The 15,914-nt window shown below is 39.3% G+C and carries 17 protein-coding genes and 1 pseudogene; 4 read left to right on the plus strand and 14 right to left on the minus strand.

Going from position 1 to position 15,914, the window contains the following annotated elements; genetic code table 11:
* Window positions 1-22: 22 nt before the first annotated feature.
* Together nfuA and gntX are read right to left on the minus strand one after the other, a co-directional pair.
* Window positions 23-601, minus strand: a complete 579-nt coding sequence (gene nfuA, locus QSH13_RS09920) for a Fe-S biogenesis protein NfuA (protein WP_006534544.1) — start codon at window positions 599-601, stop codon at window positions 23-25.
* Between the two features lie 60 nt (window positions 602-661).
* Window positions 662-1,354, minus strand: coding sequence for a DNA utilization protein GntX (gntX, locus tag QSH13_RS09925; RefSeq protein ID WP_109395936.1), 693 nt, complete (start codon window positions 1,352-1,354; stop codon window positions 662-664).
* Window positions 1,355-1,391: 37 nt separating this feature from the next.
* On the opposite strand from gntX, the gene bioH reads away from it, so the two are divergent.
* Window positions 1,392-2,159, plus strand: coding sequence for a pimeloyl-ACP methyl ester esterase BioH (gene bioH, locus QSH13_RS09930; RefSeq protein ID WP_109395935.1), 768 nt, complete (start codon window positions 1,392-1,394; stop codon window positions 2,157-2,159).
* A gap of 92 nt (window positions 2,160-2,251) precedes the next feature.
* Here the strand turns inward: bioH and QSH13_RS09935 are convergent, their stop codons facing one another.
* From QSH13_RS09935 to yihI, 5 genes are all read right to left on the minus strand, one after another.
* Window positions 2,252-2,482 (minus strand): FeoC-like transcriptional regulator, encoded by a 231-nt coding sequence (locus QSH13_RS09935; RefSeq protein ID WP_006534547.1) that lies wholly within the window; start codon window positions 2,480-2,482, stop codon window positions 2,252-2,254.
* Window positions 2,483-2,501: 19 nt separating this feature from the next.
* Window positions 2,502-4,829, minus strand: coding sequence for a Fe(2+) transporter permease subunit FeoB (gene feoB, locus QSH13_RS09940; RefSeq protein ID WP_109395934.1), 2,328 nt, complete (start codon window positions 4,827-4,829; stop codon window positions 2,502-2,504).
* Between the two features lie 48 nt (window positions 4,830-4,877).
* Window positions 4,878-5,114, minus strand: a complete 237-nt coding sequence (feoA, locus tag QSH13_RS09945) for a ferrous iron transporter A (RefSeq protein WP_109395933.1) — start codon at window positions 5,112-5,114, stop codon at window positions 4,878-4,880.
* A 398-nt stretch (window positions 5,115-5,512) separates the two neighbouring features.
* Entirely contained in the window at window positions 5,513-6,958 is a 1,446-nt protein-coding gene (locus QSH13_RS09950; RefSeq protein ID WP_185901423.1) for a DUF4026 domain-containing protein, read from the minus strand.
* Window positions 6,959-7,183: 225 nt separating this feature from the next.
* Window positions 7,184-7,681 (minus strand): Der GTPase-activating protein YihI, encoded by a 498-nt coding sequence (gene yihI, locus QSH13_RS09955; protein WP_109395931.1) that lies wholly within the window; start codon window positions 7,679-7,681, stop codon window positions 7,184-7,186.
* Window positions 7,682-7,869: 188 nt separating this feature from the next.
* On the opposite strand from yihI, the gene QSH13_RS09960 reads away from it, so the two are divergent.
* Both QSH13_RS09960 and QSH13_RS09965 read left to right on the plus strand, forming a co-directional pair.
* On the plus strand, window positions 7,870-9,342 hold the full coding sequence (locus QSH13_RS09960; RefSeq protein ID WP_109406759.1) for a glycosyltransferase family 39 protein: 1,473 nt from the start codon (window positions 7,870-7,872) through the stop codon (window positions 9,340-9,342).
* A 2-nt stretch (window positions 9,343-9,344) separates the two neighbouring features.
* Window positions 9,345-9,893: a GNAT family N-acetyltransferase gene (locus tag QSH13_RS09965; protein ID WP_109406760.1), complete on the plus strand. Its 549-nt coding sequence runs from the start codon at window positions 9,345-9,347 to the stop codon at window positions 9,891-9,893.
* 49 nt (window positions 9,894-9,942) lie between these two features.
* On the opposite strand, the gene QSH13_RS09970 is transcribed toward QSH13_RS09965, so the two are convergent.
* The 3 genes and pseudogenes from QSH13_RS09970 to QSH13_RS09980 all read right to left on the minus strand — a co-directional run.
* Window positions 9,943-10,254 (minus strand): monooxygenase, encoded by a 312-nt coding sequence (locus QSH13_RS09970; RefSeq protein ID WP_109395928.1) that lies wholly within the window; start codon window positions 10,252-10,254, stop codon window positions 9,943-9,945.
* A gap of 80 nt (window positions 10,255-10,334) precedes the next feature.
* The gene (locus QSH13_RS09975; protein ID WP_109395927.1) at window positions 10,335-11,693 is read right to left on the minus strand and encodes an NCS2 family permease; all 1,359 of its coding nucleotides are present in this window, start codon (window positions 11,691-11,693) and stop codon (window positions 10,335-10,337) included.
* Between the two features lie 157 nt (window positions 11,694-11,850).
* Window positions 11,851-12,012: pseudogene (locus QSH13_RS09980) on the minus strand (Txe/YoeB family addiction module toxin); the annotation flags it as partial.
* 25 nt (window positions 12,013-12,037) lie between these two features.
* Between QSH13_RS09980 and QSH13_RS09985 the strand changes: the two are divergent.
* A complete protein-coding gene (locus QSH13_RS09985) occupies window positions 12,038-12,445 on the plus strand; it encodes a DUF1240 domain-containing protein (protein ID WP_286039088.1) in 408 nt (135 codons plus the stop codon).
* A 67-nt stretch (window positions 12,446-12,512) separates the two neighbouring features.
* Here the strand turns inward: QSH13_RS09985 and QSH13_RS09990 are convergent, their stop codons facing one another.
* From QSH13_RS09990 to phoU, 4 genes are all read right to left on the minus strand, one after another.
* Complete coding sequence (locus QSH13_RS09990) at window positions 12,513-13,265, minus strand: amino acid ABC transporter permease (protein ID WP_109406762.1); 753 nt, start codon at window positions 13,263-13,265, stop codon at window positions 12,513-12,515.
* A 1-nt stretch (window position 13,266) separates the two neighbouring features.
* Window positions 13,267-14,004, minus strand: a complete 738-nt coding sequence (locus QSH13_RS09995; RefSeq protein ID WP_109406763.1) for an amino acid ABC transporter permease — start codon at window positions 14,002-14,004, stop codon at window positions 13,267-13,269.
* A 107-nt stretch (window positions 14,005-14,111) separates the two neighbouring features.
* Window positions 14,112-14,951 carry an ABC transporter substrate-binding protein gene (locus QSH13_RS10000; RefSeq protein ID WP_109395922.1) on the minus strand — a complete coding sequence of 280 codons (840 nt, stop codon included), beginning with the start codon at window positions 14,949-14,951 and terminating at the stop codon, window positions 14,112-14,114.
* Window positions 14,952-15,166: 215 nt separating this feature from the next.
* Complete coding sequence (gene phoU / locus QSH13_RS10005) at window positions 15,167-15,901, minus strand: phosphate signaling complex protein PhoU (protein WP_109395921.1); 735 nt, start codon at window positions 15,899-15,901, stop codon at window positions 15,167-15,169.
* Between the last annotated feature and the right edge of the window lie 13 nt (window positions 15,902-15,914).

Below are 15,914 nucleotides of genomic sequence, written 5' to 3' on the forward strand. Positions count from 1 at the left end.
TAGGGGATGTCATACTGAAGGATCAGTAGTAGGAATGTTCGCCACGTTGGTGTTCAGTTAAGTCTTTCACACCTTTTAACTCATTTGGGAACTGGTTTAATAGTTCTTTTTCGATACCATCTTTTAATGTGACATCAATCATTGAACAACCGTTACACCCACCACCGAATTGTAAGATAGCATAACCATCTTCTGTGATTTCCATTAGACTAACGCGACCACCATGGCCCGCTAATTGTGGGTTAATTTGTGATTGTAGTACGTATTCTACGCGTTCAATTAAAGGTGCATCAGCATCGACTTTACGCATTTTTGCGTTAGGTGCTTTCAAGGTTAATTGTGAGCCCAGTTGGTCAGTGACAAAGTCAATTTCCGCATCTTCTAAAAAAGGTGCGCTGATGTCATCAACATACGCAGAAAGTTTTTCGAACTTAATTTCAGTATCGTTTGGCTCTACGGCATCAGGTGGACAGTATGAAACGCCACATTCAGCATTAGGTGTGCCAGGATTGATAACGAATACACGAATTTGAGTGTTGGGTTCTTGGTTAGCCAGTAGTTTGGCAAAATGCGCCTGTGCGGCATCAGTAATAATAATCATATCGTCTTGCTCAATAGTTGACTGTTCTGGTTGGTTATCATACGCCCAATTGGCGGTTAACTACAAGGTTCGGCAAATCGCCCATACCTCAACAGAGCGTGCTCCAGCACGAAATAACAAGGGGACAATACTCTTTAATGTCGCGCCTGTAGTGATAACATCATCAATTAGTGCCAGATTTTTCCCTGATACCGACACTGTGTTATTTAATACAAATGCATTCTTTAAATTTTGCTGCCTTTGTTTGGCATTAAGATGCGTTTGCACCAGTGTAGCACGAGTTCTTATCAGGGTATTCGGTTGATAAGCACAATTTAGCCACCTTGCCAAAGGCTTTGCGATAGCTTCTACTTGCTCAAAGCCCCTAGACCAACGGCGATGGCGATGCGAAGGAACGCTAATAATTCTATCGGGTTTTTGCACCCCATTGTCTCTGCGATGTGAAAGCCATCGCAATAGAAAAAGCCGTGCGAGACATAAAGCTATTTGAGGGCGAGGTTGGTATTTATAAAGGTGTAATAATTTATTTAATGGGGGTTGATAGTCTGTGACTGTCAACATCTGTTTCCATGGTGGGGGCGATTGTAAGCAACGTCCGCATAGCATCATAGCGTGAGATGAGGGATATAAACAGCATGGGCAACGGTTATTCTGTTTAGGTAAATGGCGAATACAACTCGAACAAATACCTTTAGTATCATAATGTAAGGGTTGGCGACATAACCAACAATATCCTGCTATTGTTATCCACATAATGAAAATCCCTGTACTAAGAGAAGAGAGCATAACAATGAATAAATTGTATTGGCAGACAATCGGTGAAGGAAAAACAGATCTTGTGCTATTACACGGATGGGGATTGAATGCAGAGGTCTGGCAATCATTAATACCGCGACTAAACTCGCATTTTACACTGCATCTCGTTGATCTCCCAGGATATGGTCGTAGCCAAGGTTTTCCTGTTCTTACATTAAAAGAGATGGCTGAGATTGTGTTTGCCAACGCTCCCGATAATGCCATTTGGTTAGGATGGTCTTTAGGTGGATTAGTTGCGAGCCGTGTTGTCTTGGATAATCCCAATAATGTGCAAGCATTGATTACAGTAGCCTCTTCGCCTTGTTTTAGTGCTCATGACGATTGGCCAGGTATCAAACCTGAGGTTCTAAGAGGGTTTGAGCAACAGTTAAATGAGAACTTTCATCGTACAGTTGAACGTTTTTTAGCACTGCAAACATTGGGCACTCAAAGTGCGCGTGAAGATATGAAGGCATTAAAATCCGTGGTATTAGAGCAACCCCTTCCTTCTGTTGAAGTGCTTAATGGCGGATTAGAAATTTTGCGTACTGAGGATTTACGAGAAGAGTTGAAAATGTTGCGTTGTCCTTTTATTCGTTTTTATGGTTATTTAGATGGGTTAGTGCCTCGAAAAGTGGCTGGATTATTAGATGCTATTTATCCGCAATCACCTTCGGTTATTTTCCGTAATGCAGCACATGCGCCGTTTATTTCACATCCAGATGAATTTAGTGATGCACTTATTAATACGTGTAAAAAGTGATTTCAGATACGTCAAGATAGAACACGAGTATCGTTTTTCTTGGAGATAAAGAAAACCCCTATAAAAAATAGGGGTTTGTTTTTTATAACGCATTAACGTAATTGATAAAGCTTTGTCTGGCAAGCGGTGGCTTCTGGACAACTTTTACAACTGCCCGTAAGACAATCCTCAACATCTACCTCTTGAAGCTTACCCATCAATGTGAGCCGTTCTAACATTGCTTGCACCAACGGTTCTGGCATATTGAGTTGATGGCTGATAAGACGGGCATCGGCTCGACCATTAAGGGCGATACAATCACGTACTTCTATCAAACTCGCCATCTTGCTCTTCCTTTGTCACTTAGTGACAGCTACCTTTTGAACAACATTGTTTAGCCAATGAAGACTTATTACTTAAGTTAATTGTTAGACGATTACGCGCATTACGCAACAAAATAAATAGAACCAGATTAAATATCACAACCGCGGCAATGGTAATGGTACTGCTTTGCGGGTGTTCGCTAAAGGTTGCGGTTTGATAGAACAGCGCAGCCAGTGAGTAAGCAATATTTAACCCCCAAAGAATAGAGAAAGTCATCCAGCCACGACTGGTTTCACGTGCAATCGCACCCATGACTGAAACACAAGGTACATACAGTAAAACAAAGATTAAGTAGCTATAAGCTGCGATACCTGAGCCAAATTTTGCCCCCATTGTTCCCATTGTGCCGGTATCCATTTCACCATCACCTTTACTGGCTTCAATTGGGTTAGATAGTGCAGCTAAAGTGAATGTCTCTTTTAAGCTATCCCATGTTTCACCAAATGCATCACCAATTTCTCCCCACAGGTCGAACTCTTCAGGATCAAATGGCTCATTAACAATGCTTTCTGCGGTATAGAGGGTATTTAATGTTCCAACAACCACTTCTTTTGCCATTGCACCTGTGACTAAACCAACCGTTGCTTGCCAGTTATCATTGTGAACACCAATAGGTTGCAGTAATGGCGTGATCACTTTACTGACAGAAGCTAGTGCAGAATCATTGATGTTATCTGCAGGTTTACCTGAGAAGGTAAAGCTGTTTAGTGCACCGATAAACATACTAGCAATAATGATGACTTTACCAGCACGTATAACGAAGCCTTTTAGACGTTGCCATGTTTGTAGTAGTAACGTTTTTAGGTGTGGTACGTGATAAACAGGCAGTTCCATCACGAAAGGTGACGCTTCACCGCGCATAATAGTGTGTTTTAGCAGTAAGCCTGTGAGGATAGCAACCACAATACCCAGAAGATAAAGTGAGAAAACAACACTTGCACCATTTTTACCAAAGAAAGCTGCCGCAAATACCGCGAAGATAGCTAAACGTGCACCACAAGACATAAACGGCGCCATTAATACAGTGATCAATCGCTCTCTTGGTGCATCAAGAGTACGTGCACCCATAATGGAAGGTACGTTACAACCAAAACCAACAATCAGTGGTACGAATGATTTACCCGGTAACCCTAGAGCTTGCATCAATCTATCCATAACGAATGCGGCACGAGCCATATAACCTGAGTCTTCAAGGATAGATAAAAAGAGGTACATCATCCCGATTTGTGGCACCAATGGAAGAACAGTATTGATACCGCCACCGACACCTTGGGCAAGGAAAATTGTTAGCCATTCAGGGAAATTAAACGTTGCGCCAATCCATTGAATACCATGAATAAAGATAGCTTCGGAGCCACCTTCAAAAGCAGGTTGTAATGCACCGCCAATGTTAATTGCTAGAACGAACATTAAATACATAACAAACAGGAAGATAGGAACACCTAACCAACGGTTTAATATCACTTTATCGATATTTTGTGTCAGAATATTCGGCTTGATGGACTCCATATTAATCACGGTATGGCAGATGCGCTCAATATTTTGGTAACGGGCATCAGCGATGACTAATTCTGGTTCATTATTCTGTTCGTCTTGAATGCGTTGGCGAATAGTTTTGATGTCTTCACTAGTGATTTGAGCTCGTTGGTGAGTATAGATATCGCCCTCTAAGCACTGTAATGCCATCCAACGACGTTGCTGTAAATTAAACTCATCATGATTAATTTTTTCAGCAAGCACCTCAACTTCATTTAATAACCATAGTGGATAAGAAGTGAGTAATTCTTGTGGTTTTTTCTTTTCAGCCGGGAAGGTATCAATGGCTTCTTTGAGCTTATCAATGCCAGATGCTTTGGTTGAAATCATTGGAATAACAGGACAACCCAAATGTTTTGAAAGTGCCTGAATATCAATTTGCATATCTTGATGTTCTGCAATATCGAGCATGTTTAATGCCACGATACACGGAATACCAAGCTCAAGCAGTTGCAATGTCAAATAGAGGTTACGTTCAAGATTTGATGCATCAACCACGTTAATCAACATGTCTGCTTCATTACTTAAAATGAAATGACAGGCAATTTGCTCATCGAGAGAGGTCTGTTCTGAGATTGTTGTTAAAGAGTATGTTCCGGGTAAATCGACGAGTTCAATTTTATGATTTGCAGTTGTAAAACGACCAACTTTGCGTTCGACCGTAACCCCCGCCCAGTTTCCCACACGCTGACGAGAGCCTGTTAACTGATTAAAGAGTGTTGTTTTACCGGCATTGGGATTACCGATAAGGCCTATAGTGAGAGGAGTCATAATAGTGATGCCAATAGTTGTCTTGCCTGGTTGAATGAGAAATAACGATTATTTTTCGTTATGAAGCACTTCGCTAAGATTAATGAATGCGAGATCTTTTTTTCTCAAAATTAGAGAGACTCGGTGCGTTTCTATTTGAATAGGATCACCCAGTGGCGCAATACGAATAACGTTAAACACAGCGCCAGGTAACATACCTAAGGATAATAATTTCTGTCTGTATGCAGGGCTAATCTGAGGTGAGTAGCTCAAGATTTTATAACTGTGATTTGGGATCAGAGACATAATTGTCCTTCCACGAATATTGATACAAAAAATAATGATAATGATTATTATTAACTAGCATGTGAATTCACATAATAATAGTCTGGTTAATTATAATAAATATTTTTAATGCTAATGAGAATTATAATTATCCTTATTGGGTATAATTTAGCCTAGTCTACGCTTATCTGCACTTGATTTAAATCAACTAGAGAAAAGATATTGAGATGAAAATTGACTGTTTATCCTATCTGTTATTAGACAAAAACAGAATGTAACAAGTTGAAATGTCAATGTAGCAACAAAATAATAATCAATTAATGCTATTAACGGGTAACAATATAAAAGTAGATTTCAAGAATATGAAGATCGCGAGCTTAAGTGGAAAGCTCGCGTTGTTATTGTGAAATACCCGCTAATTAGTGAGTTTGCTGGTGGCTAAAAAGTTGGTAAATATTGTTAGGGGTATAACTATCACCTTCAAATGAAACGACCCAATCAGTGATGAGTGCCGTGTTGATAGGATAGATTTCACCTTCTTGCATATCCTGAACATAAAATGGCACGTTGAGTAATTTTGCATAAACGGTATCCCCATCACGAGATTGTGGCACAAACCACATATGCTCTAGCTCTTTTTCTTCCTCTTCACCATAAGGAATACCGAATTTGATCATAAACTGCCAAGGGTTTTCGGTCTCTTCGGGTTTGTCTTTTCCTAATAGTTTGGAGAGAAAACCACTTTTTTTCTCAACAGGTGGTTGATTGTAGTTATCAAACATAGAAACGAAGTATTCCCAGCGTCGCTTGGCTTTTTCAGACATCTCATAGGTTTCTTCATTGCTACGCAGTAGCATCATTGCTTGCTGCTCTTCATAACCTTTAAAGAAGGTTTCTAAAACAGGATTTTCTTCATTGGTTCTAAATAGCATAGAAGAAGGATGTTGATGATATTCATCACGATCGGCTAAATCCCCCAAGAAAACGCCATTTGGTGCGCCTTGAGTGTCATAACGCATCTCTTCTAAAGGTCTAAGGTTTTCAAGAGGTGTTGATTGATTAACATGGCGAATACCTTCTTCAAAAGGTAATGCGACAAGATACTCCAAGCCTGATGATGTTTGGCCGCAAAGCATTGGTTCACCAAATTTAATTTGGCGATGGTTAATACTGTTGTTAACAAAACAGCGGAAGAGATCAGGAATACCATAGTAAGATTCAAGCATACTTGGAATAACTAAATCGACTTCTGTTATGCCACAACGGGCTAATCCATGTGTATGGAACCAGAACATGGTTGGTGGATCATTTTCTGTGTCATAGACAGCATGAATAACATATAAGCTTTCTACTTCTGGATAGAGATCAGGCGTTTCTAATTGGAAGCGGATCCATTCCGGTGTTAATGCTTTGCCTGCCGCGGATTCATCTAATGCTAAGACTATTTCTGGTGCGATGATATTAAGAAAATTCAGTTGATGGCGATAGCTAGCTAAAGGATGCAAGGTTTCAGTAAACAGTGTTTCCAACAATAAATCTTGAGTGGTCGCATTCGCATGTGCGAGTCGTTGTGGTGTGAGCTCATCAGTCGAATACATTGGCCGTATTTCGTAACTTTCATCACGAGGGTAAAGACAGACAAAAAAATGTAACTCGTCATCACCATGCTGGCAACGATAGAAAAAACCGTCGTCAATGTTTTCACTCAGATAATTTATTTCACCATCAGTGTAATCGGTTTGCTCGTCTAGACGTTGTTCAATAAGCGCATAGTTTAGTGGCTGTGCAGGGAAGGCCACTATACGAGAGGGCACTTTTTCTCCTTGCCCGGCTGCGATATCTAAGTACTGCTGTCTGTTATCCATATTTTTTATCACTCGTATATTAAAGATAGAAAAATAGGATATCAGGGATAACAAGAGAGGAATAGATGGAGTTATCTGAGCTTGTGAGGGTTATTTAATCTATTGTTGATAATAAAAATTAATGAAAAATAAAACAGAGAAAACACTATAAAAAATAACGGATATCAATAAGTTATTAATATCCGTTAGATGTAAGCTATTCAAGGAAAATAATTAATCTTTTGATTATTTACCTTTCAGCAACTGCATGATGTCTTCTGTTTTCTCTTCATCGTCATCATCTTCAAACTCAATACCCAGTTCAACCATTAATTCGTCAATACGATCAAGGGTTTTCTCAGTATAAGCCTGTTCTTCTGCGTTGAGTTTTTCACCGTTTTCAAGACGAGACAGTAATTCATCTAAACGAGCATCGTTTTCTAACTGGTCTAATTCTTGCTCAGGTGTTAAACGAACGGGCTCTGCTTTAACTGGCGCCGGTTTTTTCTTCGCCACTTTTGGTGTATCGCCTACAATCAGAGGGATCGGTTTTTTGCTACCAATACGTGGATCTTTCGGCGCTGTATTTTTCGTTTGCTGTTTGTTTTCCGCTTCCTGCTGACGGTTACCGGCAGGATTGCCACGGTGTTTCTTTTGACGTTTACGTTCACGTCCTTCCGCATTCAGCTCTTCACGAGATTTCTTACGTGCTTTAGCTGCGGGTTTTCTTTTAATCATATTCATAATGGTAACTCGATAGTGATCTTCTTGGTTGCGCAATCTATCAGAAACAAATTTTCAATAAAAGCGCAAATTTAAGACAATTTAATTTTTGCTCACGTACAATGTGCGGTTCGTTTCACTATACTTTACTGTGTTGTGACGTCAATTAACGGCCAAACTAAATTAATTAACTTAAATTTTTATTTATTATGACATTATCATCTGCACAATTACGTAAACCAGTATATTGGTGGGTTATTGGTTATGCGACGCTCTGGATCTTAGTGAGTTATCTCTTTGACCCTACAGTGCCTTATGATGCCGTTGAGGCTGTCAATTGGGGCACTAATGGAGGGTGGGGATCTCCAAAAAATCCTTGGTTTGTTGGTTTTATAATGACACCGGCTATTTATGGCGGTATCGATTTTAGCTTTTATTGGTATTTTATCCACTTTATTGTCATTGCCATTGGATTATTAGGTGTGTGGAACTTAGCCTATAAGTTGACACAAAATACTAACCTAGCGTGGTTTGCTATGTTAGCGCTTAATTTATCTGGCGTTATCAACTTTGATATTATCCCGTATAACGATAATTATATTCTAGTTGGTTGTTGGGCATGGGCGTTCTATTTTTTCCTTTGTGCGATTAATGACAATCAAAAATATTGGATTGGTTTTGCGATTACGATGGGTATTGCCACAATGGGGAAATATTCATCGTTAGCTTTTATTGGTTCTGTGTTTTTATCAAGCCTTTTTGTACCTAAAGTTCGAGCAAGTTACGGCTCCCCCTATTTCTATTTAGCGTTGGCTATTTGGTTTGCTTTTGTTATTCCCAATTTTATTTGGTTATGGCAAACCGATTTTGCCGCTTTTAAGTGGGTCAATTCACAAATAGAAAACCGTTTTAATTTACGTACAACTCGCGCAGCACTGGCAGTTTTTTACCCTGTGATTTTAATGTGGGGAATTTTACGTTTTTATGGTGGGCGAGTAAGTTGGTCTGCATCTAAAGATAGTCAGTTGTTGAATTTTGTATTGTTATTCCCGTTGGCCATTATTTTTGTCTGGTTTAGCTTCCATGAAGGTGGACGTATCACGGAATGGTTACAACCCTTTATGTCAGTTGCAACTGCACTTTTTGTTGGTTCAATTAATGTAATGCCGAAGCGCTCACTTCGCGGAGCACTGTATGGTTTAGGTGTTTTGGGAATGCTAGTGGTTTCGGGTTATACCGTTGTTCAAGCCGCTAATGTGCGTAATGCAGGACAAAAATTTATTGGCGTAAAAACCTTTGTGCAAGATGTTGAACAAGCATGGCATCAGCATTATCACACGCCACTTGCATATGTTGGTGGTGAGTATATGCATGAATGGGTGACTTTTTATGGTAAAGATAGACCATTATCTTCTCAGCCTTGGGTGCTAGAAGAAAACGTGCAACCACCTAATATTTATAATCGACATATTACACTTCAACAATTAGAAGAAAAAGGCGTCGTCTTGGTGAGTGAAGTTGGTTATTACTGTGAAAAAGCGCATTTTAATGAAGGATTAAAGCACTGGCCGAGTTTAAAAATAGCGGATACTCAAGAGATAATGTTTCGTGCTGAACCCGATGCCATTGCCGAGCCGGTTTGTATTGCTTTTGTGGCGCCAAAAACACATAAGGAAAAGTAGAGATGCGTTACGCTGATATTCAGGTTGAAACAGAAAGATTAAGATTGCGTCCTTTTGAAATGGGGGATGCCGAAGATTGGTTTAAGATCATGAGCTCACCTGAAGTGACGCGCTACTGGAGTCATCTTCCTTGGCAATCACTGCAAGAGGCGCAGGAAGATATCATTCAAGATATCACTCATATGGAAAGAAAAGAGTATCTGCGTTTAGCCGTGATAGATAAAGCAACAAATGCACTTATGGGGATGTGTGTTTTCTTTAATCATTACCCTAATTCACGACGTGGTGAAATTGGATATTGTCTTGATACGGCTTATCAAGGTAGGGGGATAATGAAAGAAGCTATGGTTGCGTTTATCACGTATCTCCAAACGCATTTATCTGTTCGTCGTTTAGAAGCCGATATTCACCCTGATAATAAAGCTTCAGCTACGTTGTTAATGAAATTAGGTTTTGAACAAGAAGGATATCTAAAACAGCGTTGGATAGTTGGTGATGAGATTTCTGATTCGATTATTTTTGGTTTGTTGTTGCCTTCGAAAGTAGAGTGATTGCAGCAAATAGAAAGGCACAAGTGGTATATAACACTTGTGCTTTTAGCTATTTAGCCAAAAAAGAGGCGTGATTTTTTAAGCTTAACGCTTGATTTACTGCAAAAATATCACCACGCACTTCTGTGATACCAAAAGATTTTAATCGAGCGCTGTGTTTCTCTAAATAAGCTTGAGCGTTTTCTTTTGAATCAAAAAGATAAATACCTCCCGCTTTTTGTGTTTCTTTATTTTCAGTCCAAATTTTCCAAATAAAGCCAGGCTCTTGGTTGATTGATGCAGATAATGCATCCATAGCTTGTGTCATTTCATTATCGAAAGGACCATGATACGGGAAATCGACTTGTAGAATTACATTCATAATTACCTCTTTTCTTATAAAAAACGGCACGTTATTGGTGCCGTTTTATCTGTATCATCGTGATCTTAATTTATTGAATATTAGAATAAAGAATTTAAATCAATCACATGAGTATCAATCAGTAATATTTTTAAAATAAATAGCAGTGAAACAATCACAACGCATAGATTAATTTCTTTCCAACGGAAAGTACCCACTTTCATCACACAATAGGCAATAAAACCAAGTGCAATACCTTCAGTAATTGAGAAGCTAAATGGCATCATGACAGCGGTAATAAAGGCTGGAACAGATTCTGTTAAGTCATCCCATTTCACGCGCGTAAGGCTGGATGTCATTAATACGCCCACATAAATCAGTGCGCCAGCCGTTGCGTAGCTTGGTACCATGCCTGCGAGTGGTGATAAGAAGATCGCGAGTAAGAAAAGAATACCGACAACAACTGCAGTTAAACCTGTACGACCGCCGACAGAAACACCCGAAGTGCTTTCGATAAAAGCCGTGACAGACGATGTTCCCATTGCGGAGCCTGCAACAGAGCTTAAGCTATCGACATATAATGCTTGTTTCATCCGTGGAAACTTGCCTTTGTCATCAGTTAAACCCGCTTTATCAGTGACACCAATTAAAGTGCCTGATGAGTCAAATAAGTTAACCAACATAAAGGCAAAAATCACACCAGAAAGGCCGATATCTAACGCGCCAACAATATCCACTTTACCTACCACGGTCGTGATGGAAGGTGGCATAGCAAAGATACCTTGATATTGAACATCCCCTAAGAGAAGACCAATGACAGTGGTGATAACAATTGAGATAAGGATTGCGGCATGGATATTACGAGCAGCAAGAATAGCGATAATGAAAAAGCCTAATGCACCTAATAATACGTTATGAGACGCAAAATTACCGATAGTCACGATAGTGTCATTATTAGGAACAATAATACCGGAATTTTTTAAGCCCATCATGGCGATAAAAAGGCCGATACCGCTCGTAATACCAACACGCAAACTCAGTGGAATATGGGCAATTATCCAATAGCGAATACGAAAGAGAGTTAGTAAAAACAGGCCTACTGCACCCCAGAAAATCGCGCCCATCGCAACTTCCCATGAGTAGCCCATTGCGCCAACAACGACAAAGGCAAAAAAGGCATTTAGACCCATAGCTGGGGCAACGGCGATAGGTAAATTAGCCACTAATCCCATTAAAATACTACCAAAAGCCGCAATTAAGCAGGTCGTTACGAAGACGGCTTTGATATCCATATTGGCAGCGGCGAGAATTTGAGGGTTAACGAAGATAATATAAACCATCGTTAAGAAAGTCGTGATACCCGCAATCAGTTCAGTGCGAGCGTTTGTACCGTGTTCCTGTAGCTTAAACACACGTTGGAGCAAACCCTGTGAACCAGAATTTGGTGATGACATGCTCATAGACAAAAGATCCCAAAAAAAATGTTTTTCGCTTTATCCTACACAAATAAAACCAGAACTGCACCTAAAAAAGTAATCGATTGCGTAGAGGGGAAAATCTAAAGCTTAAAAATAGGTTGAGATCCTTTAAGAGTTAAACGGGATAAATGTAAGGAGGCTAGTCATGGTATCGACATGATGCAATTTCTATAGCGGGATCAGTAATACGGTAGATGAGACGATGTTCATCCGTGATCCGTCTTGACCAAAAACCTGTTAAATTATGTTTCAAGGGCTCGAGTTTACCTATTCCGCTAAACGGTGTTCTTTTAATATCTTTTTAGGAATAAAAAAGGAGATAGGGAGTGTCAGGTAAGAATATAATAAAGATAATCTATTTAGTTTCAGGTATCTTATTCGTTTTTTTCTCTATTGAATTATTTATCTCAATAGAAAGTTATGTTGATTATTTTTCTCTTTCTGAAAAAATCAGATCCTCATTTAAAACATCAGTTTTTTTATTTACGGTGCCATCTGTTTTTTATCTTCTCTATTTGCTGGTTTTTCCGCCCCTTAAAAAAAGGACACTAAAAGGAAGTAAAAAAATAATGTTCTCTTTTCTCTTATTTTTTATTTTTGGATGTCTCTTTAGCTTTTTCTTTTCTCGCTATGTTGAAAAAGACTTACTTTCTAAGGGGTATGTTGTTTGTGAAAAGGGATCCTTCGCTAAATCAAATGTTTATGTAGTATCACCAATGTTATGTCGTGATTAGCATCCATTAGGCTTTGTTGAAGTTAAACATAATAAAAAGGCTAAATTGCTTTAGCCTTATCATATTATTAGCCTAAACTTTTTTCGGTGAAATATTTTTTTCTAAACGGCAATATCATTTGCCAAAAAGGGCGTTTTTCTTTTTGTGTGGAAAATAATTTCGCAATTCTATTGGCAATAATTTCCAATGAAAAACAGAGAACAAAATAGATAAAAGCAACGAACAGAAAGACTTCCATTGGATAAACCATACTGCGGTTATTGACTTGTGTCGCTAAGAACGAAAGCTCACCTACACCGACTACATAAGCTAATGAAGTATCTTTGATTAAGGCTATCCACTGATTAATAAACGAAGGTACCATCATGCGTAATGCTTGTGGTAATACGATATACCACAGCACTTGCCAGCGATTAAAGCCTAAAGATAATCCAGCCTGCCATTGCCCTTTTCCAATCGCCAAAATCCCCGCTTTCACGCCATGTGCAATATAAGACGATGTAATTAACGCTAATGCACAAATTACAGTCGTGATTTCAGGTATTTCCATCCCTAATACAACAGGTAAGATAAAATAGACCCAAAATATCAACATAATGACAGGAATAGCACGAAAAAAGCCTAAAAAAGCCGCAAAAAGATTAACCCAGACACCTCGGAGCATAGCCAGAGCAATACCACCTAAGGTACCTAAAATAATAGATGCAATACCCGCAATGATACTGATAAACACGGTCAGCGCTGCACCTTCTAAAGGCCCATCAGGATAAGCACCGAAGAGTAAGTACTGCCAGTTATCAGCAATAACAGTAAAGTCCATATTAATACCCTTGTGCTAATTTACGTTGCTGATGCCATTGTCCCCAAGCCTCCATTAAAGCTATCGCCGCAATATAAAGAATGGTTGCGACACCAAAGGCTTCAAAGGTTCGTAATGATTCTGTTTCGACTTGTCTTGATGCGTAAGAAAGCTCCGCAACACCAATAGCCATAGTCAGTGATGAGTTTTTTATTACATTCATGTATTGACCTAACAAAGGAGGCAGAGCAATACGAAAGGCTTGAGGTAAAATCACATAACGCATAGATTGCCACGGTGTTAAGCCTAGAGCTAAAGCGGCATATTTTTGCCCTTGTTTAACACCTTGAATACCCGCTCTTAGCTCTTCGGCAATAAATGGCGTTGAGTAAAATGTCAGACCCACAATACCAGCTAAAAACTCAAAAGAAGGCCAAGAAAGCGTTACACCTAAGAATACAATCTCATGAGGTGTGTTTAACCACATCATGGCGCTTTGTGGCAGAATTTCTCCTGAGGCGAAATACCAAAAGAACAACTGTACTAACAGTGGAGTATTACGAAATAGTGAAGTATAAGCAGTGGCTAACCAGCGTAATGGTGCAAACGCACTATCTCTTGCAGCACTAAGGGCGAAACTCATTAATGTTGCAATGACAATAGTCCAAAAAGAGATAAGCAAGGTGATTAGAAAACCGTTCCAGAGCCAGCTTAAATAGTGTGACTCAAGAAGGTACTGTGAAAGAAATTGCTCAAACATATAGTAGGCCTATTGTAGGCACCAAACCCCGCAGATGCGGGGTCGGTGTTTTAATAAAGGAATAACTTTGTTTTTAATGGAAGAAGAAAGTTATTACGCTTTAAGGATCAAGATTGTGGTGTTTGCTCAGATAGTGGAGCAAATTTGAAATCGCCACGAGGCTGAGCTGATTTTGTTTCAGGGCCAAACCAACGGTTGTAGATTTCGTCTGCTTTACCTTCTTTTTCCAATCTTAATAGCGTGTTATTGATTTCATTAATTAAACGTTCTTCCCCTTTAGCTGCTGCAACTGCTTGGTATTCGCGGGTAATGCTAAACGGTGAAATTTCAAAATCTGCTTTAATGGCATCAGGAAGATTTGCTAATAAACCCACTAATTTTGCATCATCTTGTGTGATGGCTTGTACGTTACCATTACGTAATGCAGCAAAAGCGAGTGGTGTATCGTCATAAGAGATGACTTTGGTGTCAGGATAACGTTCACGTAAAGTGATTTCTTGAACGGTACCCTTATCGGCACCAATACGCAGTGAATGAATTTGTTCAGGATTAGTTAACACCCCTTTACGAGCAATAAATTTTTGCCCCGTTGCAAAGTAAGGAATAGAGAAGTCAACCTGCTTAGCGCGTTCATCGGTAATAGTGAAGTTAGCTGCGATTAAATCAACTTTCTTAGAACTTAAAAGAGGGATACGGTTTGCTGGGTTTGTTGGACGCAGTTCCAGTTTTACACCTAAATCGTTGGCGATCTCATTGGCGATATCCGCATCATAACCTGCCAGTTTTTTGGTTTGAGGATCAATAAAACCAAAAGGAGGATTGCTATCAAAGATCGCGATACGTACTACACCTGCTTTTTTTATATCATCGAGTTTATCTGCTTTTGCAATACCAGAGAAAAGCACCGAGCCTGCAATTAATGCTGTTGCCAAAACACGTAATTTCATTATTCACCCCAAAGAAAAGAATTATCATCGTTATGTTGGATATCACGCTATCAAGTTGATCTAAGTTCATAAAATAATAAAAATTGATATCTATATGCTTTTAAGGAATAAGATGAGAAAACGTGTTGAGCTATAAGGGGATTAATTTGATGAGAAAATAAAAAAACAGCGACATAAGCGTCGCTGTTTTGAAGAAAAGAAAAAGAGAGATAAATTTAATTAGAGGTGTTGCTGTCGTCACTTTTGGTGAGCATTTTTTCTACTTGGTCACCACCTAAATGGCGGAAATCATGACCTTTTACGTAATAGAAAATAAACTCACAAATGTTCTGGCAACGGTCGCCAATGCGTTCAATTGAACGTGCACAAAATAGTGCGGTTAACACACTTGGAATAGTGCGAGGATCTTCCATCATATAAGTCATTAATTGACGGACAATTCCCTCATATTCGTTATCAATTTTAGCGTCTTCACGATAGATGCGGACGGCTTCATCCAAGTCCATACGTGCAAACGCATCAAGAACATCATGAAGCATTTGTATGGCGTGTTGACCTAAAGATTCTAAACTCACGAGTAAAGGTTGATGCTGGTGTGAAAACTTTTCAAGCGCAGTTTTACAGATTTTTTCAGCAACATCACCGATACGTTCTAGTTCAGCGATCGTTTTTGATATCGCCATAATTAAACGTAAGTCACTCGCGGTTGGCTGGCGTTTAGCAATAATTCGCATACACGCATCATCAATGGCGACTTCCATCATATTGACGTTATGGTCACCTTGAATAACTTCATTTGCCAATGCCTGATCTTGATTATGCATTGCCATAATGGCTTTTTTCAGTTGCTCTTCAACAAGCCCACCCATAACCATCAGCTCGGTACGGATATGCTCTAACTCAGCATTAAATTGACCAGAAATATGCTTGTTGTGGTTTAAATTATCCATTGATTGCCTCGTT

Source organism: Proteus faecis (assembly GCF_030286765.1).
In the GTDB taxonomy this organism is placed as follows: Bacteria; Pseudomonadota; Gammaproteobacteria; order Enterobacterales; family Enterobacteriaceae; genus Proteus; species Proteus faecis.